Genomic DNA, 14,557 nt, shown 5'->3' with positions numbered 1-14,557 from the left:
CTTTTATTTTTTTCTTTCGGATTTTACATTGAAGATCAGTCGTAAACTTTGATCGTAAGTAAAGTAATTATACAGCCAGTTACAAAATACAAAGAAGCGATTTTTTACGCCCAGTATAAGCATAAGGTGCAACCCCATCCATATCATCCACGCTAAAAAACCACCAATGCTCAATTTGGGTTTGGGCATATCAACCACTGCCAGATTTCTGCCAACGGTAGCCATACTGCCTTGATTGTTGTAAACAAATTCTTCGAGCAAGGCACCACTGCTCTTCATTTCAATTCTTTTTAAATTATTAGCGATTGTGTCAGCTTGCTGCATTGCTACCGGTGCCACTTGTGGGTGGCCGTTAGGATAAGCGGGTTCTTCCATATAGGCCACATCTCCTATTGCATAGATATCATTAAAGCCCTGTACACGGCAATGCCTGTCAACTTTAATACGATTACCTCTTGCGATCAACTCCTGGCTAATACCCAAAGGCACATTACCCTTGATGCCTGCTGCCCAGATCACCATATTGGTTGCAATGATATCTCCATTTTGTAAAACAGCATTTTGCCCATCATAATCTTTTAAAATGTTCCCAGTTAAAATAGTTACTCCTAATTTCTCCAGATATTTTCTTGAACGCATACTAGAAACCTCCGACATTGCACCTAAAATTTTTGACGAACTTTCAACCAGATAAATTTTCATCTTTTTAAAATCCAGTTCAGGGTAATCTTTAGGTAACACAAATCTTTTCATATCAGCTATGGCACCACTCAACTCTACTCCTGTGGGGCCACCACCTACTATAACAATGTTCATGAACCTTTGCTGAGATGCTGCATCTTTAACCAATAAAGCAGACTCAAAATTTTCTAATAAACGATAACGCAGTTGTAAAGCCTCAACTGAACTTTTCATTGGCAAGGCATTATCCATTAACTGTTGATTACCGAAAAAGTTGGTATCGGCGCCGGTTGCTATAACCAATGCATCATATTCGAAATTGCCAATGTTTGTTACAACAATTTTTTGTTCAGATATGATCTGTTGCACTTCCGCAACCCTGAAACGAATGTTTGTAGCGTTATGAAAAACCTTCCGCAACGGAAATGAGATATTACTAGCATCTAAACCAGCAGTAGCAACCTGATAAAATAGCGGCTGAAACTGGTGATAGTTGAATTTATCGAGTAAAGTAATTTCAAAACCTGCTTTATTACTGAGTTTTCGGGCTAATCTTAACCCACCGAACCCTCCACCTATTATAATGAGTTTCATACCGGAATTTTTACTCCACAAAGATACAGTATTTTCAATAATTTTTGAAAATAAAGAAAATTAAAGTTCCGATGTTGGTAAATTATAATTTTCGAAGAAAAATACTCAATTATTTACACCGTAAAATTTACATTTTAAAATTTCACAAAATTGTTTTTCAATGAATTATAAAAAAAGAACAGATGAGCTGACGTAGTTATACTATATGTTAATAGATTTTATATATAAACAGATGTATTATTTTTGAGTACGATTTAAAACAGTAGCTTCTCCCCTTACGAGTTCATTGTCTGAATTTCGTTTATACATAATCTCCTTACAGTATTTTGATAACACGTTGTAGCAATTATAATGCTATCCTGTAAAACCAAAACTAATGAGGAGAATTTTATTTTGTATTAGTTTACTATTTGTTAGTCTGTTTCAACAAAATAAATTGTATGCAGAAGGCAGAGGCAGTGCTGCAGGTAATCCTTTATTCGGATCAGCAGCACAGGAAGGAGTTTTAGCATTATATGCCTATGCCCAGGCCGGTGAAAAAATTGACTGGAGAATTGAAAGGACCCGTTCGGCAGGCAGTACTAAAGACGGCAGATGGAACATTTATGTTTATTCTCCTGTAGGGCTTGTTGCCACAGGTATGATTAACAGTTCTACCATCGGCACCAATTATACAACAGCTAAAATAAGTGTAACAGCTGCAACTGCAGGTATATGGACACTTTTAGCAATACCAACTTCAAACGGGAATAATGATGCTGTTAGTTTTGATCTCACAGTTTATACTACCGGCAATGTTGCCATGACGGGAAGAGTATTTACTTACAGTGTTCACGGCCTTGATCAAAGTTCTCCGTTAGAACCTACATTCACACTCTATTTTCTTAATCCTGACGGTTACCAGTACTCGGGAATATACAGAGGTTTGAACGGATTGAATTACACCATTGTTTCAGATAATTTTGGCGTAAGAACTTCTGGAACATCCTGTGTATCGGCATACAGAAGTGTTTCATATAATGGCAAATGGAGTAATATGGGGCCTGACTCTGCCGTATGCGGCATAAGAAACAAAATATTTTTTAATGCTTTTCATGCAGCTTTGCCTGCATCATCTGTGAGATTTAATACAACTACAGGCAGTGGACAAATTGTTGAGCCATTGGTATTTACACCACCAACCCCAACACTTTCCACTGCCAGTTTTGTAAGAACCGGATCTTGTATACAACAGGGAAATGTATATTTCTCTACCACAAATTTTTCAGGTTCTGTGTATGTGTATTATGATGTGAATGGCAATGGAACTTTTAATGATGCCATTGACAGATCAGATACGGTTTTAACAATTGGCACTAATAGTGTTTATTTTAATGGACTGGATAGATTAGGCAATCCGATACCGATCTCACAATCGATCAATGTAAAAGTGAGTATTGAAAAAGTTGGTGAAACGCATTTTGTAATGAGTGATATAGAAGTCTTTGGGGGCATAGAAGTTACAAGATTGAATGGACCCGGTTCTCCCGATAAAACTATTTACTGGGATGATACGAATCTTGGTGCATCACTCAATTGTTCACTCACTCCCATTGTTGACGGACGTGGCGGCATCAATAGCGCCGGTGGTGTGCATGGTTGGAACCAATGTGGCAATGCTGTGCCGCCAAGTTCAGGTGGCACTACCAATAATACTTTACCGGAATATGGTGCATGGGGCAACCAACGTTTAATAGATAACTGGACGCAACTTGTACCTATCGGTTTGGCATACACGACAAATGTACCTGCTGTTGTTCGTCCTGATTTTGGAGACCTTCCAACCGGTTGGCCAATTGCCGTAGCCAGTACAAAAGGCAAGGATACAAATGGTGACTGTATCATTGACAACAACGATATTGCCAACAATACATCAGTTTGGGCCGGTACTGCTGAAGATTTTGAATCTAACCCAAAAAATGCGGCTGCAAATGCAACCAGTGATAATTATGATGATGGCATGAGTTTTCCGCCAGGTACCGTAAGCCGAGGAGCCACTTATTCTTACATTCCACATATTAACAGCAATGCAAGTGCTAAAAGAATTTATTATGGTCTATGGTTCGACTGGAACAATAATGGCGATTTTACAGATGACAAAGATTGTTTAGGTGCTCCGGCATTTTATAACGGAAGCGGTCTTACCCCTCTGGCAGGTGGTATTACATCCTTACCGATATCCGTTTGTGTTCCAACAGATGCAGTTATGGCAGGTGGAGTTTCAGTTAATAACTATAAAGTGCGGTTGATTGTTAGTGATTCTGCAATCATCTATTCAAGATTCAATTCAAGCTTTGGCAATGGAGAAGTGGAAGATTATCAATTACCACTAGTACTGCTGCCAATTAGTTTCGGTGCAATAAGTGCAACAGAAAATGATTGTAATGTGCTTATTAACTTTGAAACCTTACAAGAACTGAATACAGACCATTTTACAATTGAAAGAAGCAGTAACGGATTTGATTGGGATGGTATTGCATTTATCCAGTCTCAGCATAAAGGCAATACTGTTACAAAATACCAATACACCGATACAAGAAGTTCGACAGGACAAAACTATTACAGGATTGTACATATAGACAGAGCCGGTAAAAGCCAATACTCTAAAACTTTATCAGTATTAAAGAACTGTAATAGTCAAAGAGGTAATATTTCAATCTATCCAAATCCGGTTAAAAATATACTTGCCGTTGCATCTACTTACACTTTACAAAACACAGAGATAAAGATAATCAATACAATGGGGCAAACGTTAATTACGATAGCAGGTAACGTAAATGCACAAAGGCAGATCAACACAGAAAAACTTGCAAAAGGTTGCTATATTTTACAACTGATAAAAAAGGGTGAAATCATTTATCAGGATAAATTTATTAAACTGTAAGATCAATATAATCGTCTAACCTTTATTGTTGATTTTACTTTTTGTAATAATTCCAATGCATTTTTACTAAGCCCTTTATCAACATCCAAAACAACATAACCAATTTCATCATTGGTTTTTAAGTATTGACCAAGAATATTAATTTTATGCTTACTCAACGTCGTATTTATTTCAGACAAAACACCCGGTACATTATTGTGAATGTGGAGAATTCGATGTGTTCCTTCCTGTGGTGGCAAACTTAGTGCAGGCACTGTAAGAGAGCCATTGCTTATACCTTTTTCAAGATAACTGAACAGTTTAGCACTCACATCTTCGCCGATATTGGCTTGTGCTTCCTGTGTGCTACCACCTATATGCGGCGTTAGAAGAACGTTGCTCAATCCCTGCAGTGGAGTTGTGAACGTATCCCCGTTTTTTTCCGGCTCCCATGGATATACGTCAATAGCCGCTCCGCCTAGATGACCATCTTTTAGAAATTTAGCCAGATCATTCAATTCAACAACTTCTCCCCTTGCATAGTTAATTAAAATACTTCCTTTCTTAAAAAATTTAAGATTGGTTTTATTGATCAAATTTTTGGTACTTGGCAATTCCGGAACATGTAAAGAAACAATATCCGCCTTGCTCAATAGCTCTTTTAAACTCTTGCAGTCAGAGGCATTACCCAACGGCAATTTTGTTTCTGTATCATAAAAGATCACTTTCATTCCAAGCCCTTCGGCCAACACACTTAACTGACTTCCTATATTTCCATAACCGATGATGCCCAATGTTTTTCCACGCAACTCATAGCTTCCGGTTGCATCTTTCATCCACACACCTTCATGAGCAGCTTTATTTTTATCGATGATCTTTCTTATCAAAATAATTGAGGCACCAATAACCAGTTCTGCCACACTACGGGTATTGCTGTAGGGTGCATTATATACTGCCACACCTTTTTTAGTAGCCGCTTTCAGATCTACCTGATTGGTACCGATACAAAAACAACCGATCGCCTGCAATTTTTCAGCCGCTGCAATTACTTTAGAAGTCAACTGTGTTTTACTTCTAATACCGATTAAATGAACATTCTTTATTTCTTTGATCAACTCTTCTTCGCTTACTGCCCCACTTAGTTTTTTTACATTGGAATAACCTGCATCCTTGAAACGTCTTACTGCCACATCGCTGATATTCTCCAGAAAAAGAATATTTATTTTCTCTTTAGGATAACTTGTTGTTTTTTTGTCTGCCATAATTAATACTGTCTAATTTTGCCGCAAAGATATTTCATATAGTTTTAAAAAATTATGTTCTACGGAATTAAATCATATTTCAATCAGCATACGCCTTTAAAAGGCCTTACAAGAGCCCTATTTCTTTGTCTAATCTGCATTTGGTTGATATTTATTTATTCATCATGTAATTCAACAGGATCAAAAAATAACAATACCGATAGCATTGGTATCCTGCAATTGCCTAAACCTACCCCTGTTCCCGAAGCAGAATCTAAACGAATTTACGAGGCTGCCAAAGCCTGGTTTGATACCGTTTTATTGCCATGTGGCTTCAATGGAGGCATGATCATTGCCAAAAACAACAATATCATTTTTGAACAATACCATGGCACAGGCCATTTACCCGGGAATGATACCATTACTGCCAACACACCTTTTCATATCGCCTCCACCAGTAAAACATTTACGGGTATGGCGGTATTAAAGCTCTGGCAAGATGGAAAACTACATATCGATGATGCATTCAGTAAATATTTTCCTCAGTTCAATTATCCGGGTGTAACCATAAGAACATTGCTCAACCATAGAAGCGGCTTGCCTAACTACACCCATTATATGGAAGAAGTATTGAATTGGGATAAAACCAAAATCATTACCAATCAGGATGTATTGAATACACTGATCAATAATAAAGAACAACTTGGGCCGATCGTTTCTCCTAATACAAAATTTGCTTATTGTAACAGCAATTATGCACTACTTGCATTGTTGATAGAAAAAGTAACCGGAAAATCATATAGTGATTTTGTACAGAATACATTTTTCATTCCGTTACAAATGAAAAACACTTTTGTTTTTACAATGGCAGATACCTCCAAAGTAATTCCGAGTTATGATTGGAAAGGTTTAACTCCATTTAATTTTTTAGATGCAGTGTATGGAGATAAAAATATTTATTCAACCCCAAGAGACCTACTAATTTGGGACAGAGCATTAAAAAGTGGGCAACTCTTAACGGAAAAAACATTGAACGAAGCCTATGCTCCATATAGTAATGAAAGACCAGGTGTAAAAAATTATGGACTTGGCTGGCGAATGAATATCTATCCGAATGGGAAAAAAATAATTTTTCATAATGGCTGGTGGCATGGCAGTAATTCTGTGTTTACAAGGTTATTGCAAGATTCTGCAACGATCATTGTAATAGGCAACAAATTCAACCGTAACATCTATCATACCAGCAGATTAGCTAATTTATTTGGAGATTATAATCAGCCTCTTGAAGAAGAAGAAAACAATGTATCAAAACCTTCGGAAAAGCAAGATAGCATGAAACATACAGATGTATTGACAAACCCTCTTGTTCCGTTAAAAGAAGCCACAAAAAAGCCACTGCAAAAATCGGCAACGATTGCGAAGAAAAAATCTAAAAAGTAGTTATCCTTTTACGCTTAAGCTTAATTTTATAATGCAATTGTCTTCATTATGAAAAAAATCTTGTTTGCGGCTTTATTGCTGTCTTTCTCTGCTGTTTCAAAATCACAACAAATAGCGTTTCCGGGAGCCGAAGGTTACGGCAAATATTCTACCGGAGGCAGAGGCGGTAAAGTTGTGGCCGTTACTACTTTGCAGGATAGTGTAGTGGGTAGTCTTCGTTGGGCACTGGATCAATATGTAGATACGATCTATGTTTATAAAGATGCGGCGAATCCAAATTACCCCATTACCGTTTATCAACCTTTAACCGTTGTGTTCAAAGTATCGGGACTCATCAATCTTAAAAGCGATCTTAAAGTAAAAAGAGATAATCTTACTATAGCCGGACAAACAGCACCATGCGATGGTATTTGTATAACAGGACATTCAATGCTGATCAATGGTGCAACAGGAGGACAATTATTTTACTGGGGGCCACGTAGAAAAAATGTGATCATACGTCATCTGCGTTTCAGACCCGGTATACCGAGAGATGTAAATGGCAATCCCACTACATCTTACGTTACTTATGGTTTGGATGTAGAGAATTATGAAAATGTGATCATTGATCACTGCAGTATCAGTTGGGCAAATGAAGAATGTTTGGCTATCTACGACAATAAAAATACCACAGTACAGTGGTGTATTGTAAGTGAAGGATTATACAACGCCTATCATGCAAAAGGTATAAGAGGTTATGGTGGTGTTTGGGGCGGACAATACGCTTCGTATCACCACAATTTATTAGCACATCAAAACAGCCGTGTGCCAAGATTTAATGGCAGCAGAGCACATGATACCATTGCATTGGTTGATTACAGAAACAATGTGAATTACAATTGGCTTACAACAAGTGGTACTTATGGCGGTGAAGTTGAAATACCGGGAGGTTTATCGAGGATCAATATTATGAACAACTATTTGAAGCCCGGGCCTGCAACACCTTCCAATCAAAAATTAATGCGACCGGATTATCCGGGCTCTTCGGTTGCGGTTAGCCGTTACCATCTTGAAGGAAATTATATTGATGGCAATGCAGCAAGAACAGCCAATAACTGGTTGGCTTTTGATTCTGTGAATATTCCTGTAGCAAGCAGAGACTCCGCCAGTTGCGATACCATCTTTACCATAGCAGCTCCTATTACAATGGAAACTGCACAACAAGCTTATGCTTCTATTCTTGCATCATGCGGTGCCATCTATCCAAAGAGAGATGCTGTGGATGCAAGGATCATTACTGAGGTTACCAATAAAACTTCTTCGGGAACAGGTTCATCTAACAAAGCAGGCATCATCGATGACCCGGCTGTTGTAGGAGGCTGGCCTGCTTATGCACAATGTACGGTCACACTTACCGACAATGATAATGACGGCATGCCCGACGACTGGGAACTGGCTAACAGTTTAAATCCGAATGATGAAACAGATAGAAACAATGTAGATGCAGGAACAGGCTATACCATGCTTGAAGTATATCTCAATCGTTTGGCTGCAGGCTTAGAAACAACACCGGTGAAATTAATTTCATTCAATGCAGTGTCGGATGATAAAAATGTTTTGCTGAATTGGAATATTGCCAATGAATTGAATAACAAAGGATGGAATATTGAAAGAGCATTGATCAATAATAATAACTGGCAATCTGTTGGATTTGTAAACAGTGATAACGCAAGTAAATATTCCTTTACAGATAACACTGTTACGAATGGTATTTATCAATACAGATTGAAACAAATTGATCTGGATGGCAAATTTTCTTACAGCAATACTATTATTGTAAAAATTGGGTTAGACACAAAAACCATTTCACTCGAAGCATTCCCTAATCCTGCAAATTCGTTTACTACTATCCGCTATACCATTCCTGCTAAAGCAACAGTGAAATTAAATATTTACAATGCACAGGGACAATTGGTTTCTTCCGTAGTAAATGAGAAAGCAGATAAAGGTGTTTACCAAAGATCAGTTAACACAAGCTACTTAGCTGCCGGTAAATATTTATTGAAGTTGAGCGTTGATGGAAAAGTTTTGACAACTCAATTGTTGAAAGCGAATTAAGATTGTTTAATATGTTACATAGGTTTAAGAAGTTTAATAAGTTGGAAGAACCTGTTAAACTTCTTAAATGGTTTTCTACCCAAAGAATAAGTAACACAATCCGATTGAAGTAATAATTCCCACCAGATCTGCCAGAAGCATAGCTCCTACTGCATAGCGTGTATTCTTGATGCCTACGGCTCCAAAGTAAACGGCAATAACATAAAATGTAGTATCAGATGAACCTTGTAAAATACAACTCAATCTTCCGGCAAATGAATCGGCTCCATAAGTGGTCATTGTACTTACCATCATACCTCTTGCAGCACCGCCACTAAAAGGTTTTATTAAGGCAGTTGGCAACCCATCTACAAAACGAGTATCAGCACCCATTGCGGCAAACATAGTTTTCATGCCGTTGATCAATACATCAAACACTCCACTGTTTCGCAACATGCTTATTGCAACCAACATTCCAACTAGATACGGAATGATCTTAACCGCTGTTTCAAAGCCGCCTTTAGCCCCATCAATGAAGGAAGAAAAAATATCTATCTTTTTATACAAGCCGCCAAGAATAATTGCAAGAAAAATAAACAGTATCAATCCGTTGCTCAATAAACCTGAGAATATTTGCACTTCCGCAAATTGTAATGATTGAATGTATATAACCAATAATGCAATGATGGAAGATATCCCCAGCACCCATCCCATTATCACCGGTGTAAATACATTTATTTTTTGTTTGAAAGAAACAATGAACATTGCTGCCATGGTAGCAACAAACGTAGCGATCATACAGGGAATAAAAATATCAGTAGGATTTGCAGCTTTAGACGCCCTCAATGCAATGATGCTAACAGGTATCAATGTTAATCCCGATGCATGCAAACACAAAAACATTATTTGTGAATTAGACGCCTTGGTTTTATCCGGATTGATCTCCTGCAAGCTCTCCATGGCTTTAATACCAAATGGTGTAGCTGCGTTATCCAACCCTAGTAAATTAGCAGAAAAATTCATCATCATATGCCCCATGGCAGGATGGCCCTTGGGCAGATCGGGAAATATTTTAGAAAAGAACGGACCAATGATCCTGGATAATAAATTGATACCGCCTGCTTTTTCTGCAATGGCCATAAAGCCCATGAATAAAGTCATTACGCCGATCAAACCAATACAAATATTCACCGCTACTTTGCAGGTTTCTATAACCCCATCGGCTGTTTGTTCTTTATAAGTGATGTATTTATTATCGGTTGTTTTGACGATCCTGTTTTCACCATTTTTAAATGTAGAAGCAGTACCCAATGAAGTAAGTACTGTTGCCGGAACATTACTGCTATCGTAAATTTTAGTTTGAGTTGTATCTCCGGCTTTTCCTGTCACTATTTTATTGAAGACAGTATTACCTCCTTCCGAAAAAATACAGGTGATCGATGCAGCAACAATTGCTATGATAATGAATGCACTCCAGATTCTGCTTAAAGCCATGTTGGTGGTTTTGAGTTCTAAGATATGAATTTTAACGTATGCACAACTTTTAGAAAATTATATTTATGTCAGTTATCTGAAACCATTCCTAATATGAAAATATATTCAGTATCGTTGATTTTAATTTTTGCATGTGTTTCACTACAGACAAAGGCACAGGATACCCTGTGGAAAAATGAAAAGCTAAACACAGCAAAAGACTGCAAATACATGGAACCGCAAGAAAGAGAAATGATCTACGAATTGAACAGGCTCCGTTCTGATCCGCCACGTTACGCCAAAGAATTTGTAAAACCTATGTTAGACGGAGCACTCAGAAATCTGAAAGAATATGGCAAAGGAGACGCCAACTATTCTCTAACCACATCGTATGTTAATAACAAACCTTCAAAAGTAGATACCACCTGGCATTACATCAACGAAGAAGAAGTAAAAGCCTGTCAAACTTTATACGATTCATTGTTGAAGATGAAACCATTATCAATTTTACTCCCAGATGAAGGCATTTACAATGCATGTATTAAACATGCCAAGGACCAAGGTCCTACAAACAATGTGAACCATCAGGGCAGAGATGGTTCCTGGCCATGGGAAAGGGTTACAAAATATTCTCCGAAGATGAGAACCGGCAATGAGAACATTGCTTACAATAGCGATGCCGATGTAAGAACGATTGTATTACAATTATTGGTTGACACGGGCATACCCGGTTATGGGCATCGATATAATACACTCAATGCTGAATGGACGCATGTTGCCTGTTATTACACCCGACCGCCTGTTATGAAATCTAAATGGTGGATACAGGAATATGGAGCGATAGAAAAATAGTAAGCAATTGTTTTAATTTATAAATAATGAGACGACTTTATTTTGTTTTGTTTTTGGTGCTATTATCAAGATGTGCTGTATCACAAACTACCCAATTAAAAGACTCTATAATGGAGGCTCGAATATACGATTCGGTAATTGCTGCAATTGCCATACATATGGATACAGCCGATTATGAATATTTAAAAGCGTTAAAGAAAAATGAACTGAAAACTGTTGCCTGTATTTTTTTTTGGAAAGTCTTATCGAGATGATGCATATAATCTCGTTCTTCAAAACCCTTTTTTTACCAGAACCTTTTCGAAAAACATTTCTGATTCTAACAAAATAGATATCCATTTAAAAAGAAGTTGGAAACTTACATTTTTGGAAAGCCCAATTGAGTTAGAACCACACATGTGCAGCCTATTCTTTTACCCTGTTGTAAAAAACGCCGATAAGTATTATGTTCATGCCTCTGTTACATCTAATGGATATTTTGATAACATGTATGGCATTGATTATACCGTAGTCTTGAATAAAAATTTTAATATAGTATACTTCAGAGCGGGAGAAGTGTTTTATTAATCCTTGTAAAATCGTAATAAAAAAGCCGTTCCTTTTGGAACGGCTTTTTTATTTAATTCTCGCTACCTTATTTCACCTCTTCAAACTGCACATCCTCTACATGGTCATCCGTTTTACCATCATTTTGTGGTTGAGCGCCTGCATCACCTTGCGGTTGTTGTGCTCCTGCTCCACCTTCTGCCTGTGCTTTGTAAATTTCTTCACTTGCAGCAGTCCATGCAGCGTTCATTTCAGCAACAGCGGTATCAATGGCTGCTAAGTCTTGTGATTTGTGCGCTTCTTTTAATTTTTCCAAAGCTGCTTCGATCGGTGCCTTTTTCTCAGCAGAGATCTTATCGCCATATTCTTTAATTTGTTTTTCTGTTTGGAAAATCAAACTATCGGCCTGGTTAATTTTTTCTACTTTTTCTTTTTCTGCTTTATCGCTTTCTTCGTTTGCTTTAGCATCAGCTTTCATTTTTTCAATTTCTTCTTTGCTTAAGCCACTACCTGCTTCAATACGAATGTTATGTGATTTTCCGGTTCCTTTATCTTTTGCTGTAACGTGTAAGATACCGTTAGCATCAATATCAAAAGTAACTTCTACTTGCGGTACACCTCTAGGTGCTGGTGGAATACCATCTAAGTTAAACATACCAAGACTTTTGTTTTGTCCTGCCATTGGTCTTTCACCTTGTAATACATGAATTTGTACACCCGGTTGGTTATCGCTTGCTGTAGAGAATACTTCCGATTTTTTTGTAGGAATGGTTGTGTTAGATTCGATCAATCTTGTCATTACACCACCCATTGTTTCAATACCCAAACTCAAAGGCGTAACATCTAACAACAATACATCTTTTACTTCCCCTGTTAATACACCACCTTGAATACAAGCACCGATTGCAACTACTTCATCGGGGTTAACACCTTTGTTAGGTTTTTTACCGAAGAATTTTTCAACGATCTCCTGTACTTTAGGAATACGTGTACTACCTCCTACCAATATCACTTCATCGATTTGAGAAATGCTTAAACCTGCATCTTTCAATGCCAGTTCACATGGCTTCAAGCATCTTTCAAATAATGTATCGGCTAATTTTTCAAAATTTGCTCTTGTCAATTTCTTCACCAAGTGCTTAGGAACACCATCAACTGCAGTGATGTATGGGAGATTGATTTCTGTTTCTGAAGAAGATGATAACTCTACTTTAGCCTTTTCAGCAGATTCTTTTAAACGCTGCCAAGCCATCGGATCTTTACGAAGATCAATCGCTTCATCTTTTTTGAATTCATCAGCCAACCAGTCCATGATCACTTTATCAAAGTCATCACCACCCAAGTGTGTATCACCGTTAGTAGATTTTACTTCAAAAACGCCATCACCCAATTCAAGGATAGATACGTCGAATGTACCACCACCTAAATCGAATACAGCAATTTTTTGATCTTGATGTTTTTTATCCAATCCGTAAGCCAATGCTGCAGCAGTTGGTTCGTTGATGATACGTCTAACATTCAGCCCTGCAATTTCACCGGCTTCTTTTGTAGCTTGACGTTGTGCATCATTGAAATAAGCAGGAACAGTAATAACTGCTTCGCTTACTTCCTGACCAAGATATTCCTCTGCAGTTTTTTTCATTTTCTGAAGAATCATTGCAGAGATCTCTTGTGGGGTATATAATCTGCCTTCGATATCGATACGTACCGTATCATTATCGCCTTTTACAACTTTGTAACTTGTATGGCTTACATCATCTGTCACTTCATTCCATTTGTGTCCCATATAACGCTTAACACTCATGATCGTGTTAGCCGGATTGGTAATAGCCTGACGTTTAGCAGGATCCCCCACTTTACGTTCTCCATTCTTCAAAAATGCTACTACCGACGGTGTGGTGCGTCTTCCTTCGTCGTTTGCAATAACTGTAGGTTCGTTACCCTCCATAACCGCTACGCAGCTATTGGTTGTTCCTAAGTCGATGCCTATAATTTTTCCCATGATTTTAATGTGTTTTTTGTTCAGTTTTGATTGTCAATGATTATGCCATAGCTGACACAGGTGAAAAAATGGCAGAATTGAGTGTGGATAAGGCGAATTTGACTGAAAATGAGGCTATTTTCTGACACGAAATTTAGGATTGGGAACTATTTTGAACAGTCAGCTACAAGCTTCAAGCCACAACGGATAAGTCTAATAAATTTTATTCTTGCCCTTTTGTAGCTTGCGGCTCGTGTCTTTCCGCCCTAAGCTTACGGGTTCTTTACTTTAAAAGTATATTTCCTTTGAGTGATGTAGCTAATGGTTACAACGATAACAGTTACCAATAGCTGGCCCAATACAGGATAAATATTGAATTCTTTTACAAAATATTTCAACAGCAGATAGTTGATGAAAAGGCTGGAAGAAAATGACACAAAATATCGGAACAACTGTATCCTGCCTTTGAGGTTCGATTCTTCAAAAACAATGTATTTGTTTAAGAAGAATCCTAGAAAAAAAGAAAGTACCCCTGCAATAAAAAGTGCCAGACTATACGATTCAAATGTATAAAAGCCCAGATGAACGATCTTATATTTTTCGACAAAAAAGTGATACAGAATTGTAAAACATGCAAAGTTCACTACCAGATTAAAGCCGCCACAGGCTGCATACCGAAATGTTTGTAACGGCATTATCCTTTTAAAGATCGGATAAAAAAAATCGATGAATGATACTATTCTATTTTTCATTGTGCTGTCCATGGTCCAT

General features: G+C 37.7%; 11 protein-coding genes. 6 read left to right on the top strand and 5 right to left on the bottom strand.

The window, feature by feature from the left end; all coding sequences use genetic code 11:
* Nucleotides 1-3 precede the first annotated feature (3 nt).
* Nucleotides 4-1,275 (bottom strand): NAD(P)/FAD-dependent oxidoreductase, encoded by a 1,272-nt coding sequence (locus tag ACQ33O_RS09250; protein ID WP_430995288.1) that lies wholly within the window; start codon nucleotides 1,273-1,275, stop codon nucleotides 4-6.
* Nucleotides 1,276-1,651: 376 nt separating this feature from the next.
* On the opposite strand from ACQ33O_RS09250, the gene ACQ33O_RS09245 reads away from it, so the two are divergent.
* On the top strand, nucleotides 1,652-4,198 hold the full coding sequence (locus tag ACQ33O_RS09245) for a T9SS type A sorting domain-containing protein (RefSeq protein WP_430995287.1): 2,547 nt from the start codon (nucleotides 1,652-1,654) through the stop codon (nucleotides 4,196-4,198).
* A gap of 2 nt (nucleotides 4,199-4,200) precedes the next feature.
* Here the strand turns inward: ACQ33O_RS09245 and serA are convergent, their stop codons facing one another.
* A complete protein-coding gene (gene serA, locus ACQ33O_RS09240; RefSeq protein WP_430995286.1) occupies nucleotides 4,201-5,439 on the bottom strand; it encodes a phosphoglycerate dehydrogenase in 1,239 nt (412 codons plus the stop codon).
* 54 nt (nucleotides 5,440-5,493) lie between these two features.
* On the opposite strand from serA, the gene ACQ33O_RS09235 reads away from it, so the two are divergent.
* Together ACQ33O_RS09235 and ACQ33O_RS09230 are read left to right on the top strand one after the other, a co-directional pair.
* Nucleotides 5,494-6,858, top strand: coding sequence for a serine hydrolase domain-containing protein (locus tag ACQ33O_RS09235; RefSeq protein WP_430995285.1), 1,365 nt, complete (start codon nucleotides 5,494-5,496; stop codon nucleotides 6,856-6,858).
* A 48-nt stretch (nucleotides 6,859-6,906) separates the two neighbouring features.
* Entirely contained in the window at nucleotides 6,907-8,955 is a 2,049-nt protein-coding gene (locus ACQ33O_RS09230) for a T9SS type A sorting domain-containing protein (protein WP_430995284.1), read from the top strand.
* A gap of 75 nt (nucleotides 8,956-9,030) precedes the next feature.
* Here ACQ33O_RS09230 and ACQ33O_RS09225 read toward each other — a convergent pair whose 3' ends face one another.
* Nucleotides 9,031-10,428, bottom strand: a complete 1,398-nt coding sequence (locus ACQ33O_RS09225) for a nucleoside recognition domain-containing protein (RefSeq protein ID WP_430995283.1) — start codon at nucleotides 10,426-10,428, stop codon at nucleotides 9,031-9,033.
* A gap of 24 nt (nucleotides 10,429-10,452) precedes the next feature.
* On the opposite strand from ACQ33O_RS09225, the gene ACQ33O_RS09220 reads away from it, so the two are divergent.
* From ACQ33O_RS09220 to ACQ33O_RS09210, 3 genes are all read left to right on the top strand, one after another.
* A complete protein-coding gene (locus ACQ33O_RS09220) occupies nucleotides 10,453-11,259 on the top strand; it encodes a CAP domain-containing protein (protein WP_430995282.1) in 807 nt (268 codons plus the stop codon).
* A gap of 26 nt (nucleotides 11,260-11,285) precedes the next feature.
* Nucleotides 11,286-11,513: a hypothetical protein gene (locus ACQ33O_RS09215; RefSeq protein WP_430995281.1), complete on the top strand. Its 228-nt coding sequence runs from the start codon at nucleotides 11,286-11,288 to the stop codon at nucleotides 11,511-11,513.
* Nucleotides 11,514-11,625: 112 nt separating this feature from the next.
* The gene (locus ACQ33O_RS09210; RefSeq protein ID WP_430995280.1) at nucleotides 11,626-11,826 is read left to right on the top strand and encodes a hypothetical protein; all 201 of its coding nucleotides are present in this window, start codon (nucleotides 11,626-11,628) and stop codon (nucleotides 11,824-11,826) included.
* Between the two features lie 67 nt (nucleotides 11,827-11,893).
* Here ACQ33O_RS09210 and dnaK read toward each other — a convergent pair whose 3' ends face one another.
* Entirely contained in the window at nucleotides 11,894-13,807 is a 1,914-nt protein-coding gene (dnaK, locus tag ACQ33O_RS09205; protein ID WP_430995279.1) for a molecular chaperone DnaK, read from the bottom strand.
* A gap of 251 nt (nucleotides 13,808-14,058) precedes the next feature.
* Complete coding sequence (locus ACQ33O_RS09200; RefSeq protein ID WP_430995278.1) at nucleotides 14,059-14,538, bottom strand: GtrA family protein; 480 nt, start codon at nucleotides 14,536-14,538, stop codon at nucleotides 14,059-14,061.
* Between the last annotated feature and the right edge of the window lie 19 nt (nucleotides 14,539-14,557).

Source organism: Ferruginibacter sp. SUN002 (assembly GCF_050611725.1).
Lineage (GTDB): Bacteria > Bacteroidota > Bacteroidia > Chitinophagales > Chitinophagaceae > Ferruginibacter.
The sequence above is the reverse complement of the archived record's forward strand: the minus strand, read 5'-3'. Positions and strand labels throughout refer to the sequence as shown.